Consider the following 26,208-nt stretch of genomic DNA (forward strand, 5'->3'; position numbering starts at 1 on the left):
GATTGCTTCAACTGTGTTCATGACTTCTGTACGCTCTCTGTACTTTTCACTACCTTGCCCTTATGAATTCTACTCAGCCCTCTTCTCATAAACCACGGATTGGAATCACGCTTGGCGACATTAATGGCATCGGACCTGAAGTTATAATCAAGGCTCTCACCGACCCACGCATTTTGAATATGATCACCCCGGTGATCTATGGATCGACGCGGGTCCTATCGTATTATAGGAAGCTGATGGCACTGGAGGAATTGAATTACAGTACCGTAAAGACAAAAGGACAATTCTTTCCGAAAGCAATCAACGTTGTCAATTGCTGGGAAGAAGAAATCAGGATCACGCCAGGGCAACCATCGAAAGAAGCAGGCAATGCCGCACTGCTAAGCCTGAAGAAAGCAGTCGAGGAAATCAAGGAAGGTCTTATTGATGGATTCGTAACAGCTCCTATTGACAAGAACACTATTCACTGTGAGGAATTTCCATTTCGCGGACACACAGAATACCTCACACAAACATTTGAAGCGACCGAAAGTCTGATGCTGCTGGTCGGTGAATCATTGAAAGTTGGAATTGTTACTGAACACGTTCCTTTAAAAGATGTTTCGAAGAACATTACACGCGAGCGTGTGGAATTGAAAATAAGATTGATGGAACTTTCGCTGAAGAAAGATTTCCATATCGGTAAACCAAAAATCGCGGTACTGGGACTTAACCCGCATGCCGGAGATGAAGGCCTCATCGGTGACGAAGAAATTCAGGTGATCAAACCGGTGATCGAGGATTTAAAAAGTAAAGGCAAACTCATCTTTGGACCATTCCCTGCCGATGGTTTCTTTGGCTCAGGCCAGCATAAAAAGTTTGATGGCATTCTGGCGATGTATCATGACCAGGGCCTGGTTCCATTTAAGTACATCGACTTTGAAAACGGTGTCAACTTTACAGCAGGCTTGCCAATCGTGAGAACCTCTCCGGATCATGGTACAGCATATTCCATTGCCGGAAAGAATCAGGCAGATGAAAGTTCTCTGAGGCAGGCGATCTTCCTGGCGACAGATATTATTAACAACAGAACGAATCAGACTGTCAGTGGTCTGTAACTAATACAGGTTTATCCCGAAGACTGCTTTTCCAGCGATAGAATGCTTAAATTTGGTAGCAAGCACTACTGAATGGATATCGTTACCAAGAAAAAGCTCAACATCCTGATTCAACTGGCAGAGGCGGACAAGCATTTCGCCAAGACCGAGCGTGACATGATTTATCAGATAGCCAGGGAACGCAAGTTCTCGGAAGAGGTCGTTACGGAGCTAATTCGCAATCCTGAGCCTATTGAAACACTTGGAGCCCTTTCCCAGGGTCAAAAGCTTGATTATCTGATAAGTTCGATCCAGTTGATTTTCGTCGATCAGAAAGTCTTTGAAAGTGAGCTGATTTTCACCAAAAACATTGCAATCAAGCTGGGATTCAAGAAAACGGTGGTGGATTTCCTTGTGGAAAACTTCGAAAAAGTACCATTGGATCAGCTTAAAAAGAAGGTTTTTGAGGACTATACACTCACCTGAGAGTACCAGCACAGCATGGGCCTGAGCTCAAAATCAGTAAATACCTTCAAATCCCTCAAAAAACGAACTCACAAATCCGGAATTTCTCCGTCCAATTCAGAAAAACGTGGTAAATTTGCGCGCTTATTTCGGAAGTAATGAGGGCGCAGGAGTTTAAGGTTAACATCGTTGGATTGAGTCAAAAGGCACATCGCTTTGACTACGAGTTCGGTGATGAGTTCTTTAAGCTTTATGGTCAGGTGCTTCTGGAAGGCGGACAGTTTAAGGCGGCGGTGACCCTTGACAAACGCGAAACATTGATTGAAACCAATTTTCGCATTGAAGGAACAGCGAGGTTGATTTGTGACAGGAGTCTGGAGCCTTTTGATTTTCCGATGGACATTGATCGTACGATCCTGTTCAAGTATGGTGAAGAAGAAAAAGAACTGAGTGACGAGATCGTGATGATCACACGAAATCAGCAAAGTTTGGATATAGGTCAGTATATGTATGAGTTAATTGCGGTAAACGTACCCATGAAGCGATTACATCCTAAGTTTCAGGAAGACGACCTTGAAGAAAGTGATATAAAATTGGTTTACTCCTCTCCAATTAGTGAAAAAGAAAAAGATGAGGATGCCATCGATCCGCGATGGGAAAAATTGAAAAAGTTAAAATAAATAGTTATGCCAAATCCGAAACGAAAAACCTCCAAAACCCGCAGAGACAAGAGAAGAACTCACTACAAGGCTGTTGCGAAACAATTTACAATTGACCCAACAACTGGTGAGCATCACCTGCCACACCGCGCCTACTGGCACGAGGGAAAACTCTACTTCAAGGGTAATGTTGTAATGGAGAAGGAAGTACTGGCGTAAGCAAGTATGAACTTCTTTCATTTGATTAATCACCATTCGATTCGATTCGCTGATTTTAAGAATCAGCTATAACGATAAGCATAGGTCTACGCCCGACTGGATAACAGTCGGGCATTTGTTTTTTTTAGATATAATATGAATAAAATCCGAGCAGCGATTACTGGTGTAGGTGGTTATGTACCTGACTACATTCTGACCAACAAAGAACTGGAAACAATCGTCGACACCAACGATGAGTGGATCACCTCACGAACAGGAATTAAAGAAAGAAGAATATTAAAGGGAGACCATCTTGGAGTTTCTGTTATGGCAATTGCTGCTGTGAAAGAAATGCTTGCCAAGACCAAAGTAGATCCCAAAGAGATTGACCTTGTCATCTTCGCTACTATTACAGCAGACATGACATTTCCTGCAACGGCAAACATCGTTGCTACTGCTGTAGGAGCTACAAATGCTTTCAGCTATGATCTTGGCGCAGCATGTTCAGGATTTATTTTCGGATTATCGACAGGAGCAAGCTTCATCGAATCAGGTAAATACAAAAAGATAGTTGTGATCGGTGGTGATAAGATGTCGGCGATCCTCGATTATACAGATCGCACCACATGCATCATCTTTGGTGATGGCGCAGGTTGTGTGTTACTGGAACCAACTACGGAAGATGTTGGAGTTATTGACTCAATATTAAAAAGTGATGGTGCCGGCGAAAGCTACCTGCACATGAAGGGCGGCGGCAGTCGCATGCCTGCAACGCATGAGTCTGTGGATAAAAGAATGCATTACGTGTATCAGGAGGGCTCTGCTGTATTCAAATTTGCAGTTACCAACATGGCGGATGTCGCAGCACAGGTGGCCGAGCGCAACAACCTTACATCAAAAGACATTCAATGGCTGGTTCCTCACCAGGCGAACAAACGCATCATTGATGCCACTGCTAACAGAGTGGGCATTACAGAAGATAAAGTAATGATGAACATTGAAAAATACGGCAATACCACTGCCGGTACGATTCCGCTTTTACTATGGGATTATGAGAAGAAATTAAAGAAAGGCGACAATCTGATTATTGCAGCTTTCGGAGGTGGATTCACATGGGGTGCCGTTTATGTAAAGTGGGCTTATAATAGCTAAGGACGCAGTAATCTTGTAAATATTTAATTCATTAGTAACTTCACAATTCATTTTTTCTATGGCTACGATTTCAGATTTAAGTAAGGGAAATTATATTCGCTACAACGGCGACATTATGCAGGTTGAAGAACTTCAACACAGAACTCCAGGAAATCTAAGAGCATTCTATCAGGTAAAAATGCGCAACCTTCGCAATGGAAAAATCGCTGAAAACAGATTCCGTCCGGGAGATTCAGTAGAGCTTCTGCGTGTTGAAACAAAGAACTATCAGTACCTCTACAACGATGGCAACAGCCTGGTATGTATGGACAACGAAACCTTTGATCAGGTTTATGTTGACAGAGTTTTATTAGGTGATTCTGCTAAATATATCAAGGAAGGTGTTTTGCTGATGATCGCTTTCGAAAACGGAACAACTGCCATTACCGCCGAAGCGCCACAACAAGTAGTTGTAAACATCACTTATACAGAACCAGGTGTTCAAGGAGATACAGCAACCCGCACCTTGAAAGTAGCAACAATTGATACCGGTGCAGAAATTCGCGTACCGTTATTCATCAATACAGGAGACAATGTAAAAATCGATACCCAAACAGGGGCGTATATTGAACGTGTTAAGTAACTACTAACCATTGCCAAAAAATGACAAAAGAATCTACATCAAAAGGCAAATCAAAATCCGCAGCCGCAGCTAAGTCGGAAGGACCCAAATCAAACCAAGAAATGAAAACAAGTGAAATAAGAGACCTCATTGACTTCATCTCCCAGTCGGGACTTAATGAAGTCAACATTGAGACAAAAGAACTTAAGCTTCATGTGAAGCGTGAGCCGGATCAGAAAGTAATGAAATCATCAGCACCAGCGATGATGACCATGCAAGCTCCTCAGCAGGTTGCAGCACATCAGCAGATTACTACTCCTCCAGTGATTGCAAAACCTGAAACTCCAATTGCGGTTCCAGGAAAGAACACCGTTGAAATCAAGTCGCCAATGATCGGTACATTCTATCGCTCATCCAATCCTGACACCCCTTCATTCGTTTCAGTGGGTGATAAGGTTACCAAAGGACAAACTGTTTGCATCATTGAAGCGATGAAGCTTTTCAATGAAATAGAATCGGAAGTATCCGGTACGATCGTAAGAGCGATGATTGAAAATTCATCGCCAGTGGAATATGATCAGGTGCTATTTATCGTAGAACCTGATTAGTTGGTGAGCTTTATGCTCTGATTTAAACCAACAAACTATTTTACTACCAAACTGAACGAACGTGTTTAAGAAAATATTAATAGCCAATCGTGGGGAAATTGCATTGCGTATTATTCGCACATGCAAGGAAATGGATATCAAAACTGTTGCGGTCTACTCTACTGCTGATCGCGAAAGCCTTCATGTGCGTTTTGCTGATGAAGCAGTTTGTATCGGACCTCCTCCAAGCAAAGATTCATACCTGAACATTCCACGGATCATTTCTGCTGCCGAGATCACCAATGCCGATGCTATCCATCCGGGATATGGTTTTCTTTCTGAGCGTGCTGAATTTTCTGCCGTCTGTCATGAGTACGGAATTAAATTTATCGGGCCCACTCCTACCATGATCAATCTCATGGGTGATAAGGCTACCGCCAAGGATACCATGAGAAAAGCAGGTGTACCTGTAATCCCTGGTTCTGACGGATTGCTTTCTTCCATTGAAGAAGGAATGAAGATCGCCAAAGAGATAAAGTATCCTGTCATTGTAAAGGCAACTGCCGGCGGTGGTGGAAAAGGAATGCGGATTATCAATGATGAATCCGAATTCAAGAAAGCCTGGGATGATGCCAAGCGTGAAGCAGGTGCCTCATTCGGTAATGACGGTCTCTATCTTGAAAAATTTGTAGAAGAGCCACGTCACATTGAGATACAGTTGGTCGGAGATCAATATGGTAAAGCATGTCACCTCTCAGAACGTGATTGCTCTATCCAGAGAAGACATCAGAAACTGGTGGAAGAAACACCTTCTCCAATTGTTAGCCAGGAGTTGCGCGAGCGTATGGGTGAGGCTGCCATCAAGGGAGCAAAAGCAATCAACTACGAAGGTGTTGGTACGATTGAATTCCTGGTGGACAAGCACGGAGACTTCTACTTCATGGAAATGAATACCCGTATCCAGGTGGAGCACCCTATCACAGAAGAAGTAACGGACTACGATCTTATCAAAGAACAGATAAAAGTTGCGGCAGGCGTACCGATCTCAGGAAGAAACTACTTCCCTAATTTATTCGCCATGGAGTGCCGCATTAATGCAGAAGATCCTGCTAACGGATTCAGACCATCACCAGGAAAGATTGTTAACCTACACTTACCCGGAGGACATGGTGTTCGTGTAGATAGTCACGTTTATGCCGGATACACTATTCCTCCCAACTACGATTCAATGATTGCCAAGCTGATCACAACAGGTCAGTCAAGGGATGAAGTGATCACCCGTATGAAGAGAGCATTAAGTGAGTTTGTCATTGTTGGTATCAAGACTACTATTCCATTCCACCTTGCGTTGATGGATAATGAAATATTCAAATCAGGAAAGTTCACGACGAAGTTCCTGGAGACAAGCTTTGATTTTTCTACTCTTAAAGAATCATAAGCACCTGAATACCGAATTTCTAAAAAGCCACTCCGAAAGGGGTGGCTTTTTTATGCCGGAGCGCCAAGAAGATCCCAGAGATTACCATAGAGATCTTCGAATACAGCAACTATTCCGTACGCTTCGCTTTTAGGTTCACGAACAAAACGAACACCCTTGGCGATCATAGAATTATAGTCTCTCCAGAAATCATCTGTCCTGAGGAAAAGAAAAACCCTTCCTCCCGTTTGATTTCCAATTCTATCCGCCTGTTCATCGCCAACTGCCTTTGCCAGCAACAGCGAACAACCCGTTGAGCCAGGAGGCTGAACCAGCACCCAGCGCTTCTCCCCATCCATTTTTATATCTTCCCTGAGGACGAAGTTCAGCTTCTCGGTATAAAATTTTATAGCCGCATCGTAATCTCTTACGACGATGGCCACATGAGCAATGTTCTGAATCATAGACAATATTAAAGACCAGAACTCAACTTTCTCATCCTCGTTTGGACTTCTGCAGGCCATTTCCGGGAAAAGTTCACCTTCAGCAGTGAAAAATCAAAAATATAGTCGGCTATTGTCTGAACTGAACAACAGAAGTTAAAGTTATCTCTGCCTGAACTCAACAATTAAAATTATGACTCAATCAAAACTCTTCACTCCGCTTAACAAAGGATTAAAACTTTCTAACAGAATTGTCATGGCTCCTATGACCAGAAGCCGCGCTATCAATAATACACCGAACGATCTGATGGCCCTATACTACGAGCAGAGATCTTCCGCCGGACTGATCATTTCAGAGGGCAACTCTCCCTCACCTAACGGATTGGGTTACGCCAGGATTCCGGGAATATTCAGTGATCATCAGGTAGAAGCCTGGAAAAAAATCACCAACGCAGTTCACAAGAATAATGGTAAGATCTTTACACAACTGATGCATGCCGGAAGAGTAGCTCACAGTGAGAATCTTCCCAAGAACGCAAAACATCTTGCTCCCTCAGCTATTTCTGCCGATACTGATATGTGGACAGACACAAAGGGATTACAGAAAACAGAGAAGCCGGCAGAGATGTCCCTGGCAGAAATTAAAAGTACCATTGAAGAGTATGCACAAGCCGCGAGCAATGCAATCAAAGCAGGATTTGATGGAGTAGAGCTTCATGGCGCCAATGGATACTTACTGGAGCAATTTCTTAATCCAAATTCCAATACAAGAACGGATGAATACGGTGGAAGCTTTATCAATCGTGCGCGCTTTGTCATCGAAGTCGCCAGAGCTGTTGCTGAACGTATAGGACCTGAAAAGACGGGCATCAGAATCTCACCTTATGGAACCTTCAACACCATGCCACATTATGATGAGATCGTTGAGACCTATGACTACCTGACAAAAGAACTAAGCAGTATGAAACTCGTATATCTTCATGTTGTAGATTATGCAGCAAGAAGCAATGAGAAGGGTCAGGAGCTCCTGAAACAAATCAGAACAAACTTCAATCAGCTGCTCATTCTAAATGGCGGCTATAATAAAGAACGCGCTATCAAAGCGCTTGAAAACAATGAAGCTGATCTGATCTCTTTTGGAAGTTCATTCATCTCAAATCCAAATCTTCCTCACGTCCTTGAAAATGATCTGGAGCTTGTAAAGCCTGATCCTACTACCTTCTACATGCCAGATGAAAAAGGCTATACTGATTATCAGTTGGTATCCGCGAAAGCAATTGCTTAATCAATCCTTAAATCATTAATTATGAGGTTGGCTGAAAACGTCAACCTCATAATTAAACTTATTTTTTTGAACTCTTGCCTGTACTCTTAGCCTGACCCGGAATAGTATCGCCGAGTAGAAGTCCAAAGGGCTTTAAAGAATCTACACGATCAAATATAACTTTGACAATAGCAGTAAGCGGTATAGCGAGGAACATTCCTGGTATTCCCCATAGAGCTCCACCAGCAAACACTACTACAATGGAAAACAAAGGATTGACCTGAACCTTTCCTGCCACGATCTTGGGTAGAATATATTGATTGTCGATAAACTGCACTATCAGAAAAAGAATGAATACTGAAAGTCCCGCTCCGGCAGATTTCATAGTCATAGCAATAAGAATTGTCAATGCACTTGCCGACAGTATTCCTATGTAAGGGATTACATTCAGCAAGGCACTTAATACTCCAAGAAGAATTGCATATGGTATTCCCAAAATTAACAATCCCGCACAATTGAGCACCGCTACAATAATCGCTTCAATGGAAAGTCCGACGAGATACTGCTGTATTAAAGATTTTGTTTCCGTGAATACTTCTGAAACTACACCTTGTTCACGTTTTTCAAACAGCTCCATTATAAATTCAAGGAATAGCGGTTTATAGTAAAGAACGATAAATATTAAAACGGGCATGACAAAGACCGCGAGCATGCCCTTCAGAGTCCCCATCACTCCTTCCAGCACCATCATGCCATCAATGTTCTTTTGAGATTTGCTGATCCACTCTTTGATCCTCGGCTCACTTATCTTAAAAGTATCTGCCGCCCAGTGTAGTATGTCGTTGGTGAGAATTGAAAACTTCTCCTTGAACAATGGGAATGTGTCACTGAATTGCCCGACCTGAGTAATGATAAAGAATCCCAGGGCTCCAAAAACAATAGTGAGGAAGAGAATGGCAATAACAATTGAAATGATCCTGTTGATCTTCTTTGAACACAGGAAGTTCACAATCGGGTTCAGCAAAATCGCGATCAGAATGGCAAATACTACCGGGATCAAAATCTCCTGTCCGACGTAAAGAATGAAAAAGAATCCAATGATGCCTAGAATGATCTGGGCAATTCTGGAATAAATAAGATACCGGGTGGATTCTTGTTGCAAGCTGATTTGGGGGTTTAGAGGTTTTCAGGAAGAATACAAATACCCTGCCATGGGAAGTGAATAATCAAGAATCAAAAACGACTGATGATGAAAGACTTCTATTAATTTAAGGGCATGGAAACAAAAAAATCCAAATCCGGTGGTCGCGCAAAACGTATCAGGGCCAACCTCAGAAAAGGAATGGAACTTGCCTGGGCAGCTTCCCCAAAATCACTGATACGTTTTTCATTACTGGGAATGCTGAATGCGACGATGCTCCCCATCTCCGTCTATCTCGGTGCCGTGCTGGTCAATCGTATTGCTGACGCGCGACTTCACAACGGTACGTTTAATGACATTCTCTATGTCGTTCTGGGATTATGGATTGTTGTCAGTGTCCAACGCACAATCAGTGCTTATATGGGCTATGGAAGAAATCTTTTCGTTCGACGGGTAGAGCTCGAGGCAGAAAGAAGGTTGCTGGCAAAAGCATCCAAGGTTGATCTGGGAAACTTTGATAATTCAAACTGGCATGACCGGCTTGCACGGGCCAAGCGTGATGTCTCATGGCGGCCTGGTGATCTTACCTGGTCTGTATTAGGATTGTCAGGTAATATCGTTACCATCATTCTGATGGCTTCACTCCTTGCAAGTCTGCATTATATGCTGGTGATCCTTGCGCTTGGCGCGGCATTACTTTCACTTGCTCTTGAAAGTCGTGTGACATCCAAGCTCTACGAATTCTTTTATAAAGAGACGCCCGAAGAAAGGGAAAGAGGATACCTGGGTGATCTTCTTGTTCAACCGAAAACCACGAAAGAAATCCGTGCTTATGTTCTTGCCGACTATTTACTGGGAAGACATAAAGCGCTTTCTGAAAGTCTTTATCGTCAACGCGAGATCATGTACAAATCCGGTACACGTGTTTCATTACTGACAGGCCTGGTAACTGGAACTACACTGGCGCTGGCGTATCTTTTTGTAGCCATCAAAGGTGCCGAAGGTTCTATTGATCCGGGTGGTGTCGTTCTTGTCATTGGAGCATTCACTTCTGTTTCTTCAACGCTTACTCAAATATCCAGCACATTTGTTTCAGTAGATCAGCATACGACCTTCCTGGATGATTACTTTTCTTTTACTTCATTAGATCAGCAAATCAAGACCATCGAACATCCTGAATCACTCCCCGTCAAGCTTGATCAGGGGATAACCTTTGAGCATGTGAACTTCAATTATCCAGGAAGTTCCGAAAATGCCATAAAGGATTTCAATCTCAATATCAAAAGTGGTGAATTGATTGCATTGGTCGGTGAGAACGGTGCCGGTAAAAGCACCATAGTAAAGCTGCTTCTGAGGTTTTATGATGCTGATCAGGGCTCAATAAAAATCGGTGGCGTGGATCTTAAGAATACAGAGCCTGAAGCTTTACGAAACCGTATCGGAGTTTTATTTCAGGACTATCCAAATTATGAATTGACGGTGCGTGAGAATGTGACGATGGGAAGACCGGATGTCCCTGTTTCAGATGAACTCGTTTTGGAAGCACTGGAAGATTCAAGAAGTGAGTGGCTCGTTAAAAAAATGCCTCATGGTCTGGACTCAAAAGTCGGAAGGTTATTTGAAGGAGGACATGATCTGTCCGGTGGTGAATGGCAGCGACTGGCACTTGCGCGCATCATGTATCGTGATGCCGATATCTGGATATTGGATGAGCCTACTTCAGCGCTTGATCCGGAAGCAGAGGCAGCAATCTTTGCAGAATTAAAGCAAAATCTGAAAGGAAGAATTGGCATTGTTATCTCTCACCGGTTCTCAACCGTTCGAATTGCAGATCGTATTGCTGTGATTGCCGACGGGAAAGTTTCCGAGATCGGATCACATGAGGAATTGATGAAGAACCGAGGCAGATACTCTGAACTGTTTGAGATACAGGCAGCAGGCTATCGGTAAATTGTCGTACTCACCCCCTCAGGAAGTCGCACCTCCACCCGCATCGAACGAGGCAGAGGCTCTAAGTTTGTATTAACAAAACGACATAAACTTATTAGCCATGAATACTATTCAGCAAAAGATCAGCGAAGAATTTTCTAAAGGAAACTTTCAGTTTGCCTTTGAATATCTGTCAGAGAACATTCAATGGAACATCATTGGAAATAAGATCCTTAAGGGTAAGGATGAAGTAATCGAATGGTGTACTGAGATTGGAAAAGAAATGAGCGACACAATCCTGAAGAATAAGAACAGCATCATTGGAGACAGCTCTATCGCTATTCAGGGATATTGCGATTACACCACTCCCGATAACCAGCCAGGAAGAGTTTCGTATTGTGACGTATTCCAATTCAGGAATGAAAAGATTGAGGAGATCACCTCTTATGCAATGGAAGATAAAATTTAGAACTATCGAACTTTACCAATCCTCAATGGCGCCCATCGTTATCTTACGGTATTCTTCAGCAAGTCTCTTCTCCAGTCCAACTTCCAAAGTGTAGCCCGGAACCTTTACAAGTTCTTTGCTTGAGTTTTTATTGGTAAGGGAGGGTGTGATGCCGCTGACATTCATTCCCGCCTTTTGCATTCCATAGACATTATTAGTGAAATAATTTGTGTTGGTTTCCTGACCACATATTTCAAAGGTCCTTTTTGAATCGTCCTTTATGATCAGCCAGCTTTTGGAATACATCGAATTAAATTTCCACGAAGTTAGGATATTCCTGCTAAGACCTTTTCCTTTCTTCCTTTATCTTGTATGATAATCCAATCTCGCATGAAATTCCTTAGTCTCCAACCCTTCATTCCTTCCGGGAATAACTTTGAAGCTTCAAAAAAACTCTTTGTTGAACTTGGATTTGACATTGCCTGGGACCAGGGCGATTTTGTTGGCTATGAACGGGATGGATGTGGCTTCATCCTTCAGAAGTATGATTCAAAAGAATTTGCTGAAAACCTGATGCTTACCGTCCGCATTGACAATGTAGAGGAATTCCGCAATGGCGTTCTGGAAAAGAAGCTCACTGAAAAGTTTGGCATCAGCATCAGCAAAATCACACAGCAGCCATACGGGAAAGAAGTGAATGTCATTGACATCGCAGGTGTTTGCTGGCATTTTGTTGAGTAGCAAAAGCTACTCAAGCACAAATACCCTGATGTCCGGGGCATGGAGGTTGAAAAATCCATAGCCTCCTTTCACATTCGTTGGGTAATTGAAAGGCTCACTCGAAAATTCCGAAAACCTGAATCGGTCGTTTCTCAATTTCAGGAACTTGTAGTAGTCCTCACTCACATTGGACATCACAACAGCCACCGAATCACCTTTAGAGAAACTCCTGAACAACGTCCTGAAGTCCTCTTCAAATAACTTTCCATCAAAAGAGGTATCATCTGTCAGGTGAGTGAATATTCTCGGATTGATAATAGATTGTAAATTCTGCTTCTGCGAAAACTTCTGAACGCTGACCATGTAAAAATTCCTGCCCACCGGATCATTCAGACTGTAGTCAACCTGCAAGAGTGAATCAAATCCTGTTGGATAGAATTGCACATCCACCGATGTAAAGCCTATTGCCTGTGGCACTTGCGTAATTGCCGATACCGTTCCTAACGTTGAGGTCTCCACCGTTAACTCATACACATCGCCGGAAGACCATGGAGTATTGAATCCTCCATATAACCCATTTCCAAGATTATTCAATACATCCGACTGCGTACCGTGACGAAGAGTAACCGTTGCATCCGCAATAGCGATCTTTTCCAGCAATACTTCCGGATCGGAATTTCCGCCTGCCTCCAATGCACCCACACTTTTGGTAACAAAAACCACAAGGCCTGTACCCGGTACCAGTTGAGATGACACCACAATTTTTGTTTCGGGTTTCTCAATATCCGTTACAGGAAGTGGATCAGGAATACATCCTGCCATCAACCCCGCCAAAACGAATCCCACGATATAATTCACTGCTCTCATACTCAAAACTTAAAACCGTAGCTAACAAAAGGAAGTAATCCAAAAAGCCCAGGCTGCTCGTACCGGTAAGAACCATCTGCATTTTGCTGAATGACAATTCCGTAAGGCATTGCCCGGTTGTAGACATTGTAAATCCCTACAAACCATTCAGATTGAAATTTCTTTTCCGGTTTTGACTTTAATTTAATTCCAAGATCAAGACGGTGAGTGTCGGCAAGCTTTACAGAATTCATCGTGGCGTACACTGGTATCAATTGAATCCCTCCCAATGTATTGGCAGGCACTGCATATCGCCCTACAATGGGTGTAAATCTTGAACCTGAGATAAACTCAAACACAGCAGAGAAAGACCACCTTTTGGCAAATTCATAATTCATTACCACACTTCCGTTATGCCTTCTATCGTAGCGTGAAAGGAACCACAAGCCATTATTAACTTCATCATACTGACGTTCAGACCTGGATAACGTATAGCTGATCCATCCTGTAAGCTTTCCTGATTCTTTCTTTATCAGAACTTCCAATCCATATGCTGTACCTTTTCCCTGGATCAATTGTTTCTCAAACTCTGTATTCAAAAAGAGATTGGCACCTTCACGATAGCCAATAAGATCATTCATGTTCTTGTAATATCCTTCCAGACTTATAAATACATTCATCCCGGGAATCCGCTTTTGAAGAGCAAGTGTAAGCTGGTCTGAAGTCTGCGGAACAACATCTTTTGTAACCGGATACCAGATGTCGGTAGGGAAAGCAACGGCAGCACTGGATACTCTGTGGAGATACTGAGCCATCCGTGAATAGCTTCCCTTTAATGCGAGTGTCTCACTCAGCTTATAACGAATCGCCACTCTGGGTTCAGGATTGGAATAGAATTTATCTCTAACAATTGCAGACGACAAACGAAAGCCCGCACTCCATGACCAGTTCTGATCCCAGGTTCCATCAGCCTGAATAAATGCACTTGACTCAAGACTGGTCTGAGCTTGTGTTGAACTGCTTTGCAGCAACTCTGCGATACTGCCGGAGGTGTCAATAATATTCGGACTTACTTTATGATGCGCAGACTCCACTCCTGCCGTGATAGACACCTGACCGACACTGTCCCAGTGCAATGAATACTTCCCGCCAACATCCTCAATGGAAGAATGAACGAACAATCTACTCTCTTCAAAGCCCGTTTGAATGGTGTAATTAAAGTTTGTGCGATAGAGTGAAAGCGCTGAATGAATGTTGGGCTGGATCTGTCTTTTCCAGAGTAAAGTCTGCGAACTGTTGGCGATCGTAAAGTTGCTGGAGATGTTTCTTCTTCGCGCAGAAGTATCCTGAGGTTGTCGTCTGTAATTCAATTTGTCTTCACCAGAGTAATGGGATACTTCAATCCGGTCGCGAAGTGTTGGTTTGAAAATGACTTTTGCATTGATGTCATAGAAATAATATGGAAGGTCCTGCCCCACTGCCTTTACCACCTGATCAACATACGTCCGACGGCCGGCAACCCAGATATCAAGTTTATTCTTAATGATAGGCTGGCGGATCATCAGTCGTGAAGCGAGCAACCCAATGCTTCCCTGCCCTTCCGTATGAGAAGACATCGTAGACTTTGTATTGACATTCAATATGGAAGAAAGTCGCCCGCCGTACTGTGCCGGAAATGCACCACTGATATACTCTACTCCCTGGAGAATATCCGAGTTGAACACAGACAGAAATCCGAACAGGTGCCCGGTATTATAAACAGGAGCGCCATCCAGCAAAACGAGATTCTGATCTGCTGCTCCACCGCGAACGAACAAGTCCGTACTGCCCTGCACTCCTTTCGAAACACCCGGAAGCAACTGAATGATCTTCAACAGATCGGCTTCGCCACCAAAGACCGGTATTGAAGTAATATCTTTTTCGGTGAGGTTAACCGTGCTCATGCGCGTCGTCTTGAATTGCTCCGCTTGCAGGAGGCGATCAGAAGAGACGACAACTTCATCGAGCTGCTCTACTTTGGATTCGAGAAAGAAATAAACCGTTGTGTCCTTTTGAAGATTGAATGATTCCCGAAATCTCTTAAACCCCGTATATGAAATCTCGATCTCAACATTACCAGCCGGATGCTGGAGAGAAAACTTACCTTCCTCCCCCGAGATCATAACTTTTTTAACAGAAAGAATCTGAATGCTGGCAGATGACAAAGGATGTCCCTGAGAATTGCGCACGACTCCATTCAACCGATACTCCTGAGCAAAGGTGTTTGAAAGGATGCACAAAAGGCAGATAAAGAGAACGAGCCTCATCCTTTAAATTTAGGTTCTGCGGGATTCAAATTCTACAGAGGAACATTAATATTTAGTGATCATCCGTGGCCTTCCCTTCTTTCATTACTTCATTCTTCAGCTTGATCAGAAAATTCCCGATTTCTTCACCTTCCTCACAGCGGTATATCTCCGCCACCGGCATCAGGAAATAATCGGAATAAAACTCCTCATCGGAATTGACCTCAAAAGGTTTCCATGCCGGTACACACGTCAAGAGATGGTACATTCCATCTCTTACATCATACACCAGAATCGGCTCCACATTATCAATCACGCCGCAGAATAACAGTATCGGGAAATCCAGCAGACCGGTATCACGCATCTCCTGAACGAAATTTGCATCAAAGAAATTATACTTGAGCAGCTTACTGTATTGTCCGGTCGCAGATAACATCTCATGAACCTGCAAAAGCTTTACACGCATCACATCATAGGGAATATTCTCCGGAAGAAAAGTCTGAATGGGTTCCCAGGTTTGTGTAGACAATTGCAAAAACTGCAACACTTCATTTCCTATGCTCAGCTTGTAATCAAAATGCGGATTCCCGGGAACGAAATAACCCGGATAGAAGTATTGCATTCCCAACTCCTTGCAGAACTTTATCTTGAGATAGATCAGATACTTCCCAAGACTATGCTTCTTATATTCAGGATCATAAAACGAGGTAATACCTTCCGCGCTGACGGCACCCAGGTCAAAGAAGCCACAGGCGATTAGCCGATCGCCATCATGAACATTTACTTCGTACGTTGTGAAAATAGAACCTGTCTTCGTTGCAGGCTGCTCACTATTATTACGTTTGTCCAGCAACAGAAATTGAAGTGAGTCACTGGCTGGAAAAGAAACGGTCTGCTTGTAGATCGAATAAAGTTTTTCCTTTTCTTCTGTTATCTCCGCCAGCTTAAAGCTTATCCTGAATTCTGAATTGCGCTTGAATAACTTTACCTGAGTGTTATCAGCAACATAACTATCCAAAAGAATCCGCAACCAGATGGTGCTGTGGATCTGCTGCTGAAAGCGTATAAAGTTTGTGGTGAAAATAGTCTGGCCCATCCGGAACCATCCCTGAGCGAGATAAGCATCCAGCTCTTGCGCTTCTAGGTGATCCGGATTTTGTACCTGGGCAAACATGCCTGCCTATAGAAAAGTTATGCGACTTAAAAGCTCTTCCCGGTATGACTGACCCAGCGGGATCTTAGTGAGGCCGATAAAAAGATATCCTTCAGAGATGGAGCTTATCTTTTGAAAATTGACCAGGTATGATCTGTGCACCCGCACGAATCCTTTTGTGATCAGCTTTTCTTCTACACTTTTTAAAGTATGACTGACAATATATTTCTCCTTATCGGTCGCGACTTTGGCATAGTTGTCAAACGCTTCAACATAATGAATGTCGCTGACTTCCAAAGCAATCATCTCCTGATTGTTCTTGACAAAGAACTTATCCGCAACCGGTGCAGCAGGCTTACTCCTGTTCTTATATAACGCCATTTCAACATTGATGAAGAGATCATTCTCATCGAATGGCTTCACAATATAACCTTCGGGTTCAGCAGCCTTGGCACGATCTACCGTCTTTGCATCATAGTAAGAGGTGAGGAAAATAAACGGAAGCTTATAGCGTGCCCTGATATCATGAGCCAGCGCGATGCCATCTTTAGTTCCCCGGATCTTGACATCCAGCAACGCAAGATCCGGTGTAGTCGTGGAGAGAAACTTCATGGCATCATCAGCGTTGTCCACAATGCCTGCAATTACGAAACCGCGATCTTTCAGAGTCGCTGCGATATCACTGGCGATGATAGGCTCGTCTTCAACAATAAGAATTGATCCACTCAAGACCCGAAAGGTTTAGCTACCAAGATAAGCAGTACGCCTGAATTAAACCGGTACGGCGGACTTTAAATTCGCTAACTTAAATTCAGTCACCACCAGCTCAACGCGTGTACCGCGATCGGTTGAGATGGATACTTCCGCTCTTAACTTCTGAGCCAGTGAGTTGACAAGATTCAACCCGAATGAATTCCCTGACTTCTCATTCACATCGATTCCTTTTCCGGTATCAGATACTAACATGTGAAGTTTCCCATTCTTTTGCTTCAATGATACCGAGATACTTCCAGTCTGTTGATCCGCAAACGCATACTTCAGTGAATTGGTCAGCAGCTCATTCAATATCAGACCCAGGGGAATGGCAGTATCCACATCGAGCAAAAGCGCATCAACATCAAGCTTCCATTCTATGTTCTTCTGATCCACACCGTATGATCGCCCTAAACTATCCACCAGATGCTGAACATATTCCGGCATCGACACGCCTGTCAAAGTATCTTCCTGATACAATTGCTCATGGATCATCGCCATGGACCTTACACGATTTCTGCTTTCAATCACTGCACCGTGTGCTGCTTTGTCCTCCACACTCCTGGACTGAAGATTCAAAAGACTTGATATGATCTGCAGATTGTTTTTTACTCTGTGATGAATCTCCCGCAGCAAGATCTCCCGTTCGCTCAATGCCTTGCCAATGATCTCATTCTTCTCCACGAGAACCTGGTTTGATCTTTTCTTCTGATAAAACTGAAAGTAGATCAAAAGAGAAATCGCCAGCAATGAAATGACTGCTATAATGAGAACGTTCCGTTGACCTTCTTCTACCTCACGCTCTTTATTCAGAAGCTCAATAGCAACATCTTTTTTCAGAGCTTCCAGCTTAGCCACTTCCGTTTCCCGTTCCGCTTTTTCTGTTTCATACAACGCCCTCATCCGGGAAATCTGCTCTGTCTTCTCAGATGAGAACAAACTGTCCTTTGCCTGCATCATTTTCTTTTCAAAGGTCAATGCTTTTTTATAATCCTTTGTCGCCTCATATACCTTTACCAGGATATCATAAGCATCTTTCATCTGCTCTTTCGACCCGATCTCTTCCGCAATCTTCAGACTTCGGTCAATGTTCTCTTTGGCCTTATCAAATTCATTAAGAATCAGGTACGTCTCCGCAATGTTCTTTAAGGAAACCGCCGTTCCACGTTTATCATTCATCTTCAATTTAATCGCAAGACTCTTTTCATAGTATGTAAGCGCTTTCCTGTAATCTTTCGTTTCCCAATAAACATTTCCGATGTTGTTGTTTGCAATCCCCATCCCCATGTAGTTATTGTTCTTCTCAAAGAACTCCAGGGATTTCATATGTGCTTCAAGTGCCTGAACCGGCATCTTCAGACGATTGTATGCCGCACCCATGTTCACCAGTATCTTGGTGGATGATGAAATATTATTCTGCTCCTGATATTCTTTGTAGCACTCTTTAAAATAATCCAACGCCAGCAGATAGTCGCCCTGACGGAAATAGACCATACCGATATTCTCTTCCGTTAATGGGATCTTGTCTTTCTGATTCAGCTGACGCAAGAGCTTCAGCGATTTTGTAAAACTCTCCAGTGCCTGCGGATACTGTCCCTGAAAATTATAGACCAGTCCCACACGATTAAATACATCTGCCAATCCAATTCCGTAATTCGCTTTAGCATAAATGACTTCAGCGCGCTTGCACATGTCCAGCGCTTCAGAGAACTGTCCCTGCTGAGCCATCACTCCACATAAAATACACGATGCATCCGCCTCTCCCCTTGAGAAATTAATAGTCTTTGAAATCTCCAGCCCTTTCTCAGCATACTGCCTGCACCGGACATTATCTCTTTGGGAATACTGAAGGGCCAGCTGATTTAATGTCTGCACTTTAACAGAGTCAGGCTGGTGCGATAGCGTTGCGATCACGCTGTCCGGTCTGGACTGCCCAAAGCAATCCGTTATTAAGAAGATGAGAACCAGGATGCTGATGACTTTCATTTGGGGTGACAAGACTGGAAGATACAGAAGTTGATGCGAAAATTGACTCGAAAAAAGCACCTCGTCACTAAAAAAATACCGGTGTTGACTAATTCCCCAAAGATTGAAAACCCTGCGGACTGTAGCTTCATGCAAACCTTTTACTATGAAGAAGTCCTTTCAACTCGGCCTGCTCCTTATTCTATTATCACCCGTCTCGTATGCGACTATCCGGACGGTGAGCAATGATGCCATCAACCCCGCTCAGTTTACCACCATTCAGAATGCCATCAATGCATCAACCTCAGGGGACACGGTGTATGTGAATGTCTCCGCCACGCAGTACACTGATTTCATCATCGACCGGAAAATCATTCTCATTGGTGGCGGGTACAAGACCAATTCACAATTTCATCTCATCACCTGGCTGGGCAACATCACCTTTAAGGCTACAGCAGGAAATGATCCTTCTGGATCCATCATTGAAGGATGCAGGATCACCTTTATCAGTATTGCCGCCGGCACGCTGCCGGTGAATGATATCAAACTTTTCAGAAACTCCATTACCACAATTGCCACGGCTGCCAATCCTTCCTGTGAAAACTGGAACATCTACAATAATATCATAGGCGGTGTAGATGGAGGATACAATAGCAAAAACGTCAAGATCCAGAACAACATCATCGTTGGAGGAGTGTCGTTCTTCTTTGATCCTGCCACGATCATTGATCATAATGTATTTCACAACGCCATCTTTCTTTATGTTGGAAACAGCACCATCACCAATAACATTTTTACCACACAGAGTATTGTAATGCGGCAAAGTGTGGTGGACAACAATACCTTCAACAACAATCTTTACAATACCACAACGGTTGGCAATTCTCCACCTTATGATTCCTTTGAAGGAACGACAAACACGGGTGGTGGAAATTTCGTGGGAGTGGATCCTCTTTATGAAAGCGTTGCAAACTTTGAATTCTTTAATGACGTCAATAACTATCGCCTGAAGTCAGGCTCGCCTGTTCGCAATGCTGCAACGGATGGTTCTGACCTGGGGATCTATGGAGGCGCACATCCTTTTCCAAGTGGCGGCGCTCCCGGCAGTGGATATGATTTGAGTGCCTTGCCTGCGATTCCTGAGATCACTTCTGCCGATGTTCAGAATTCATCCATACAACCCACTACTCTTCTCAGAGTAAGAGTGAAAGCAACCGTTCATTAATAAAAATGCAAAGGATCCTTCTTCTCTTCGCATGCTTCCTCTTCTGTGTTGAATTATCAGCGCAGACGATCAACCGTGCGGAGTATTTTATTGACAATGATCCTGGCAATGGCAACGCAATCCCACTCACTATTTCTCCGTCCGCTTCACAGAACAATGAATTCAGCATCGACATCAGCGCACTGTCACGTGGATTTCATATCGTTGGCTTCCGGTATCGGGATGATCTTGGAAGATGGACATTAACGACCAGCAGGAGATTCTACATTCTGCCTGCACCGGTTGCTCCACCAACGGTTGCCACCAGCATCGTGAAAGCAGAATATTTCTTAAACACTGATCCCGGTCCCGGCAACGGAGTTTCATTGCCTCTCACTGCCGGAGCGACTCTGGATAATACTTTCAGCCTCGACATCAGTGCATTGGCATCAGGCTTCCATCAGGCGGCAGTTCGTTATCAGGATAATCTCGGAAGATGGTCGCTATTCCTTCATCGTAAGTTTTATATAATTCCTTTCAATGTGTTTACAGCTCCAACGATTGTAAAGGCAGAATACTTTGTTGACACAGATCCGGGCTTTGGTTCAGGAATAAATCTGCCCATCACTGCATCCGCCAGCATCGATGAGCTATTCAGTCTCGACATGAGCAGTGTGCCCACCGGCAATCATAAACTTTATATAAGAGTAAAAGACTCCAAAGGATTCTGGAGCTATACACTGGCTGCCGACTTTACCGTCGAGGTATGCATTCCTCCTACCGCCCCGACCGTCACCAATGGAAATCACTGCGGACCTGGAACGGTAGCCCTTTCTGCCAGCGGCACCACTGCGGGAAATTACAGATGGTATACGCTGCCGAGTGGCGGGATTGCCATCCCGGGAGAAGTGAATGCATCGTATACAACTCCATCTTTAACTACCACCACTTTATATTATGTATCGATCGTCAACGGTCCGTGTGAAAGTGCCCGCACCACAGTGACCGCGACAATCAATGCACCGCCATCGGCTCCAACTGTTACAGCAGGCAATGGATGCGCAAATTCATCGATCACCCTCACCGCCTTCGGTGCTGCGGCAGGTCAGTATCGCTGGTACGCAACATCGGTTGGTGGTACAGCGATCATCGGTGCGGTTAACTCAACCTACATCACACCAGTGCTGACGACGACTACTACTTTCTATGTTACCATTCATGATGGAACCTGTGAAAGCTCGCGCACTCCTGTAGATGCAAATGTGATTCCATTACCTGCTTCACCATTGGCAAGCAATCCGGCGCCTGTCTGCTCCGGAGCAAGTGTCACGCTTACAGCCTCAGGGGGAACCAACGGACAATACAGATGGTATGATGGAGCAACATTGATCCCGGGTGAGGTCAACGCGACCTATGTTATTGCAAATCTTGCAGCAACAAAAAGCTATGGCGTTTCGATTCATAACGGAACATGCGAGAGCGCTAAAGCACCGGTGACTGCCACAGTGAGTCCTTGTAATCCACCGAATGTAGCGGCTGAGGTTGGGGCAGCATTTAACAATGGAGTGATAACTATTGATCTTGGTGATCTGGTGAGTGATACGGATGGCAATCTGGATCCGTCTTCTATTGTGATCGTCACACAACCTTCCAGCGGAGCCAAAGCCACGGTGGAAGATTTCAAATTGGTAATTGATTACACAGGACTTCCTTTTACAGGATCAGATGTAATTGAACTACAGGTTTGCGATCTCACGATGATGTGTTCAAAGAAGAGCATCTCGATTCAGCTCGAAAGAGATATCAGGATCTATAATGCTGTCTCCCCCAATGGTGACGGGAAGAATGACAGTTTCTACATTGAATACATTGATATCATTCCGGACACGCGGCAAAACAAAGTATTTATTTTCAATCGCTGGGGAGATGAGATCTGGGAAGGCACCAATTATGATAATTCCTCCGTATCATTTACAGGAACCAGTAAGAACGGAACAGAACTTCCCACCGGAACCTACTTTTATAAGATACAGTTTGCAAAGCGCGAGACCCTTACCGGATTCATATCCTTAAAGCGCTAGCCTCCAATCTAAATTATTCTATAGTTTATCTAAAGGATCCTTTAGGCAAACTATACCCGGGTAACATAATTAAAAGTGCTTACCAATACTCAAATTCATAGAATCTTTTCACCTCCGTTTTAGGATTTCAATTCAAAGCATACCTCACAGTAATGTAACTGTTCAATAGCTACCCACCAGGATTTGTAAATTAAGGTGCACCCCACAACCTTAACTAACAAACATTTTATGAAAACTTTAATCAAAGTATCATGCGTGATACTGTTCCTGTCATTTGGCTCATGCAGGACCATGAAAGTCCCCTCGGACACAGAGCTTAAAACCAATTATGCAAAGGTTCAGGATATCCTCAAAGGGATTCAGCTTGCGATCTGTGAAGCGTACAATGCTGAGGGGTATTCCGGCGCCGACAATGCTCTTAACTTCCTTGAAGAGGTAGAAGTAAGTCTCGCGAATGGAGTTTCAAGGGAAGTGGGTGGCGAAGTTTCCTTCTGGGTGATCAAAGCCGGCGGTTCACGGGGCAGAGAAAGAACCACCACCTTCACTTTCAATTTTGAACCCAATAAATCAAAGTCACTGTTGACCTCTGCGGATTATGGGAACTTGAAATCTACCAACAGAGATCTTGTTAAAGCTTTGAAATCACTTGGAACCTGCATCAAGGAATATCAGAGTCCTGACTACAATCTTAACGAGATTGATCTTGAGGTAGCGCTGGTCATCTCTACCAAAGGCACGGCAGGTGCGGAATTCAAGATTGGTGTGGTTGGCATCGGGCCATCTCTGGAAGTTGGTTCAACGAAAGGAAATACCATCACCCTTAAGTTAAAGTTACCTAAGCCCACCGCAAAACCTTAAACCATTGTCATATGAAAACCACACGAAGAGATTTCATTATCAAATCAGGCATGGCAGGTCTTGTGCCACTGCTGATACCTGAAGAACTATTTTCATTTAATCAACCAGCTATCGTCACACGGCGGGATGTTAATCAGCCTAATGCAGCAAATGACCTTGCTACTTACGTGAGAGGTGTTACGTTGTTAAAGAATCTTCCTGCCAATGATGCCAGGAACTGGGAGAACCTTGCTCTTATCCATGTAAATTTCTGTCCACACGGTAACTGGTATTTCCTTCCATGGCACAGAGCGTATCTGCAGTGTCTTGAAAAAATCATACGGGATGTTACGGCTACTCCTACTTTTGCATTGCCGTATTGGGACTGGACTACCAACCGCTCTATCCCTGCTCCGTTCTGGAATGGAACTTTAATGGATGCGACCCGCGAAGTAACACAAGTCAGCAAGCTTCCCGATGAATCCGTTGGTAAGGCAAAGGTCATGGATGGAATATTTAAAGAAACAGTCTTTGAACTTTTCGGAAGCTTCATGCCAAGGAATCAGAATAGCATTGATCCTTCCTGGCAGCGAGGCAGAGGAACAAAATCAACCCTGGAGCATACACCGCACGACGATGTGCATGTATGGATCAGCGGCAATATGGGTGCGATGTTTTCTCCCCGTGACCCGATCTTCTGGCTTCACCATTGCAACATTGACAGAGTATGGGCCGACTGGAATTCAAGAGGCAGATCCAATTCTAACAATGCTTTCTGGAAGACGTTTGTATTCAGAGGGAACTTTGTTGATCCTCAATCAGCAAAGTATGATGTAACTGTAGGGGACATGGAGTCTACTACTGCCCTTGGGTATACCTATCCCAACATCAATCCTGTTGCGGCAGAGGTCATTGCTTCCAGCACCGATTTCATGTCCATGGCATTCAGTCGCAAGTTTGCTTTCACACAACTGACAACGGCAACATTGCAAGAAGACGGACTTCTTTCCGTACCGATTACCAAGAGTGCGGTGGCCGAAGCAAATACGCTAAAGCTTAATACACCAAAGCAGCGACGCATTCTTGCCATTGTAAAAAACGTAACACCTCCGGCAGATCCGAATGTTCGCGTTCGAGTGTTCATGAATTGCCCTTATCTGAAGCCAACTACTCCTGCCGATGATGCGCATTATGTAGGAAGTCTCAGCTTTTTTGCGGCAGCACATGTGGACCACAATCAGCATGGCGGCGGACAGGCAGAAGGTTTCTCCTATGTTTTCGATCTGACGAATACCATCAGCAAGCTTAACCAGGCAAAAGCCGGCATCGTTGCAGAGCAGATCGATATTCAGCTAATACCGGTACCTTTGGAAAACAATAAGGCTGTTGCTGAGTCAGCAGAGATTAAATTTGATGGCGCGGAAATTGTATTTCTATAGTAAATGAAACCGATGATTCTGATTTTTTTACTCCTTGTCATTCAGTCGTGCAGCCCTGTGCAAAGCAACCAGGGTACGGCACAACTGCGTGAGACTTTTACAACAGAAGTTAAAGTTGATCAGGAAGTAAAAAATTCAGAGTCGTTGAATCCTGAAAAGCCGTTGGTCTTAAAGCTGGAACTATCCACGTTCCAGCTTTCTGTTAAACGCAGCACGGTACGAGTATTTCTTGATTTACCGGATGCCACTCATCTTACTTCAACGGATGAGAAGAATTACATCGGCAGCTTCTCTACTTTCGGAGATGCCAATTCATACGCTTTTAATCTTAATGATTTTTTGTCTGCCAGCAAGATCAATAACCCTAAGAGCTTTTTGAACAGGAAGATCACCCTAACGCTGGTGCCTGTTACTTTTGATGAGAATAAGTCGGTTGTGATCAGTCAGATCGAAGTTAAAAGCTGCACGATCTCGTCTTTTGCAGACCGATAATCATGCAGCTAACTTCAATTCTTTAGAATTCTTCTTTCAATTTATCGATATCGTTCTTCTTTCCTGAGAACACCATCTCGCTCAGCTTGCGGTTGGCATCGTATCCGATTCTCAGCTCGATTGTTTTTCCACTCCAGGTCTGGATCTTTTCAAAGCGATCCAGCTCTGCAGATTTCTTTTTGTTGGCTTTTGACTCACCGTAAAGAACTTCCAGAGACTTCACCAGATCTTCAAAGTCGTCCTTGTTTGAATTCTTGAAAGAGACAATCACTTCCGCCACTTTTTCTTTATAGACTTTCAACTCTACTTCACCTGTATAGATCTTTACGCTTACGCGATCCTTTACCAGGAAAAGCTTGGTGTCTGCATTGTCCAGGGTCTTGGTGAACTTGGCCCTGTCTTTATAAGTGGAAATATCTTCTGCGATCTTGAAGTCCTTGAAACCACCTTTTTTATCCAGCTCGTCTGTGGACTGAGCGAATGAGTTGATAGAAACAAACAGGATCAGAATGACAAATAAGTGCTTCATAATAGGTTTTAATTAATGACAGAAGTCAAAGGTAACAAATTGGCTTCTCAATTCTGATGGCTAATTAATCCATCCCCTGTCGCTGGCACTCTTGGAGTACCAGATCAGGTAAGCACCGATTACGATGATCATCACCGGCATCACCATGCCACCAGGTCCGTAAACTTCGATTGAATTGCTGATAAAGAAAGAATGGATCATCTGTACTACAATACCAACAAATGAGATCATGAAAATGGTAGTAGCGAGTTTTTTTCTCATAAGCAAAAGTACGCTGGCAAGTGCTCCACCGAAGACTGCGATAGCAAAGGCCATCGTTGCCCACATCGGTATGTTGGTGTACAGGGCTTGTTCATTTTCCGGTAATGCCTGAATCGCTTCCGGCGTCATCATGATTTGCATAACATAGGCAGACACGCCCATTAAATTCCATAGCAGTGCAAGCACGCCGATGATCCAGAAGGTAGTAGCAGGTTTTATTGCTGTAGTCATAGTGTTTGGTTTAGGGGAGACACATACAACTT

27 protein-coding genes are annotated in these 26,208 nt (G+C 43.8%); 17 read left to right on the plus strand and 10 right to left on the minus strand.

Annotated elements, in window-relative coordinates; genetic code table 11:
• Positions 1-62: 62 nt before the first annotated feature.
• The 8 genes from pdxA (at position 63) to accC (ending at position 6,176) form a co-directional block, all read left to right on the plus strand.
• Positions 63-1,097 carry a 4-hydroxythreonine-4-phosphate dehydrogenase PdxA gene (pdxA, locus tag HOP08_18545; protein ID NOT76927.1) on the plus strand — a complete coding sequence of 345 codons (1,035 nt, stop codon included), beginning with the start codon at positions 63-65 and terminating at the stop codon, positions 1,095-1,097.
• Positions 1,098-1,169: 72 nt separating this feature from the next.
• Entirely contained in the window at positions 1,170-1,562 is a 393-nt protein-coding gene (locus HOP08_18550) for a hypothetical protein (protein ID NOT76928.1), read from the plus strand.
• Between the two features lie 137 nt (positions 1,563-1,699).
• Entirely contained in the window at positions 1,700-2,221 is a 522-nt protein-coding gene (locus HOP08_18555) for a DUF177 domain-containing protein (GenBank protein NOT76929.1), read from the plus strand.
• A 6-nt stretch (positions 2,222-2,227) separates the two neighbouring features.
• The gene (gene rpmF, locus HOP08_18560) at positions 2,228-2,419 is read left to right on the plus strand and encodes a 50S ribosomal protein L32 (GenBank protein NOT76930.1); all 192 of its coding nucleotides are present in this window, start codon (positions 2,228-2,230) and stop codon (positions 2,417-2,419) included.
• Between the two features lie 135 nt (positions 2,420-2,554).
• Positions 2,555-3,550, plus strand: a complete 996-nt coding sequence (locus tag HOP08_18565; protein ID NOT76931.1) for a ketoacyl-ACP synthase III — start codon at positions 2,555-2,557, stop codon at positions 3,548-3,550.
• A 58-nt stretch (positions 3,551-3,608) separates the two neighbouring features.
• Positions 3,609-4,172 (plus strand): elongation factor P, encoded by a 564-nt coding sequence (gene efp / locus HOP08_18570; GenBank protein ID NOT76932.1) that lies wholly within the window; start codon positions 3,609-3,611, stop codon positions 4,170-4,172.
• 101 nt (positions 4,173-4,273) lie between these two features.
• Positions 4,274-4,759 (plus strand): acetyl-CoA carboxylase biotin carboxyl carrier protein, encoded by a 486-nt coding sequence (gene accB, locus HOP08_18575; GenBank protein NOT76933.1) that lies wholly within the window; start codon positions 4,274-4,276, stop codon positions 4,757-4,759.
• Between the two features lie 61 nt (positions 4,760-4,820).
• The gene (gene accC / locus HOP08_18580) at positions 4,821-6,176 is read left to right on the plus strand and encodes an acetyl-CoA carboxylase biotin carboxylase subunit (GenBank protein ID NOT76934.1); all 1,356 of its coding nucleotides are present in this window, start codon (positions 4,821-4,823) and stop codon (positions 6,174-6,176) included.
• Positions 6,177-6,226: 50 nt separating this feature from the next.
• On the opposite strand, the gene HOP08_18585 is transcribed toward accC, so the two are convergent.
• A complete protein-coding gene (locus tag HOP08_18585) occupies positions 6,227-6,619 on the minus strand; it encodes a VOC family protein (GenBank protein NOT76935.1) in 393 nt (130 codons plus the stop codon).
• A gap of 172 nt (positions 6,620-6,791) precedes the next feature.
• Here HOP08_18585 and HOP08_18590 point away from each other — a divergent pair, with 172 nt between their 5' ends.
• A complete protein-coding gene (locus HOP08_18590) occupies positions 6,792-7,883 on the plus strand; it encodes an alkene reductase (protein ID NOT76936.1) in 1,092 nt (363 codons plus the stop codon).
• 58 nt (positions 7,884-7,941) lie between these two features.
• On the opposite strand, the gene HOP08_18595 is transcribed toward HOP08_18590, so the two are convergent.
• Entirely contained in the window at positions 7,942-8,997 is a 1,056-nt protein-coding gene (locus HOP08_18595; protein NOT76937.1) for an AI-2E family transporter, read from the minus strand.
• Positions 8,998-9,138: 141 nt separating this feature from the next.
• On the opposite strand from HOP08_18595, the gene HOP08_18600 reads away from it, so the two are divergent.
• Both HOP08_18600 and HOP08_18605 read left to right on the plus strand, forming a co-directional pair.
• Positions 9,139-10,953 (plus strand): ABC transporter ATP-binding protein, encoded by a 1,815-nt coding sequence (locus HOP08_18600; protein ID NOT76938.1) that lies wholly within the window; start codon positions 9,139-9,141, stop codon positions 10,951-10,953.
• 100 nt (positions 10,954-11,053) lie between these two features.
• The gene (locus HOP08_18605; protein NOT76939.1) at positions 11,054-11,401 is read left to right on the plus strand and encodes a nuclear transport factor 2 family protein; all 348 of its coding nucleotides are present in this window, start codon (positions 11,054-11,056) and stop codon (positions 11,399-11,401) included.
• Between the two features lie 12 nt (positions 11,402-11,413).
• Here the strand turns inward: HOP08_18605 and HOP08_18610 are convergent, their stop codons facing one another.
• Complete coding sequence (locus HOP08_18610; GenBank protein ID NOT76940.1) at positions 11,414-11,686, minus strand: hypothetical protein; 273 nt, start codon at positions 11,684-11,686, stop codon at positions 11,414-11,416.
• Positions 11,687-11,770: 84 nt separating this feature from the next.
• On the opposite strand from HOP08_18610, the gene HOP08_18615 reads away from it, so the two are divergent.
• Positions 11,771-12,121 (plus strand): hypothetical protein, encoded by a 351-nt coding sequence (locus HOP08_18615; GenBank protein NOT76941.1) that lies wholly within the window; start codon positions 11,771-11,773, stop codon positions 12,119-12,121.
• Positions 12,122-12,127: 6 nt separating this feature from the next.
• Here HOP08_18615 and HOP08_18620 read toward each other — a convergent pair whose 3' ends face one another.
• From HOP08_18620 to HOP08_18640, 5 genes are read right to left on the minus strand one after another with little or no spacing between them, the layout of a single operon-like run.
• Entirely contained in the window at positions 12,128-12,967 is an 840-nt protein-coding gene (locus tag HOP08_18620; GenBank protein NOT76942.1) for a DUF4249 domain-containing protein, read from the minus strand.
• 2 nt (positions 12,968-12,969) lie between these two features.
• The gene (locus tag HOP08_18625; protein NOT76943.1) at positions 12,970-15,252 is read right to left on the minus strand and encodes a TonB-dependent receptor; all 2,283 of its coding nucleotides are present in this window, start codon (positions 15,250-15,252) and stop codon (positions 12,970-12,972) included.
• Positions 15,253-15,304: 52 nt separating this feature from the next.
• Complete coding sequence (locus tag HOP08_18630; GenBank protein NOT76944.1) at positions 15,305-16,405, minus strand: arginyl-tRNA--protein arginylyltransferase; 1,101 nt, start codon at positions 16,403-16,405, stop codon at positions 15,305-15,307.
• A gap of 6 nt (positions 16,406-16,411) precedes the next feature.
• A complete protein-coding gene (locus tag HOP08_18635) occupies positions 16,412-17,113 on the minus strand; it encodes a response regulator (protein NOT76945.1) in 702 nt (233 codons plus the stop codon).
• Between the two features lie 42 nt (positions 17,114-17,155).
• The gene (locus tag HOP08_18640; GenBank protein ID NOT76946.1) at positions 17,156-19,123 is read right to left on the minus strand and encodes a tetratricopeptide repeat protein; all 1,968 of its coding nucleotides are present in this window, start codon (positions 19,121-19,123) and stop codon (positions 17,156-17,158) included.
• Positions 19,124-19,268: 145 nt separating this feature from the next.
• Between HOP08_18640 and HOP08_18645 the strand changes: the two genes are divergently transcribed.
• The 5 genes from HOP08_18645 to HOP08_18665 all read left to right on the plus strand — a co-directional run bounded on the left by HOP08_18645 (position 19,269) and on the right by HOP08_18665 (position 25,155).
• Complete coding sequence (locus tag HOP08_18645; protein ID NOT76947.1) at positions 19,269-20,327, plus strand: hypothetical protein; 1,059 nt, start codon at positions 19,269-19,271, stop codon at positions 20,325-20,327.
• A gap of 5 nt (positions 20,328-20,332) precedes the next feature.
• Positions 20,333-22,387, plus strand: a complete 2,055-nt coding sequence (locus tag HOP08_18650) for a T9SS type B sorting domain-containing protein (protein ID NOT76948.1) — start codon at positions 20,333-20,335, stop codon at positions 22,385-22,387.
• Between the two features lie 228 nt (positions 22,388-22,615).
• Complete coding sequence (locus HOP08_18655) at positions 22,616-23,245, plus strand: hypothetical protein (GenBank protein NOT76949.1); 630 nt, start codon at positions 22,616-22,618, stop codon at positions 23,243-23,245.
• 11 nt (positions 23,246-23,256) lie between these two features.
• Positions 23,257-24,663: a tyrosinase family protein gene (locus HOP08_18660; protein ID NOT76950.1), complete on the plus strand. Its 1,407-nt coding sequence runs from the start codon at positions 23,257-23,259 to the stop codon at positions 24,661-24,663.
• Positions 24,664-24,675: 12 nt separating this feature from the next.
• A complete protein-coding gene (locus tag HOP08_18665) occupies positions 24,676-25,155 on the plus strand; it encodes a hypothetical protein (protein ID NOT76951.1) in 480 nt (159 codons plus the stop codon).
• A gap of 22 nt (positions 25,156-25,177) precedes the next feature.
• Here HOP08_18665 and HOP08_18670 read toward each other — a convergent pair whose 3' ends face one another.
• Positions 25,178-25,684 (minus strand): hypothetical protein, encoded by a 507-nt coding sequence (locus HOP08_18670; protein ID NOT76952.1) that lies wholly within the window; start codon positions 25,682-25,684, stop codon positions 25,178-25,180.
• Positions 25,685-25,744: 60 nt separating this feature from the next.
• Positions 25,745-26,176, minus strand: a complete 432-nt coding sequence (locus HOP08_18675; protein NOT76953.1) for a hypothetical protein — start codon at positions 26,174-26,176, stop codon at positions 25,745-25,747.
• Between the last annotated feature and the right edge of the window lie 32 nt (positions 26,177-26,208).

The sequence above is a fragment of the Cyclobacteriaceae bacterium genome, assembly GCA_013141055.1.
GTDB lineage: Bacteria > Bacteroidota > Bacteroidia > Cytophagales > Cyclobacteriaceae > ELB16-189.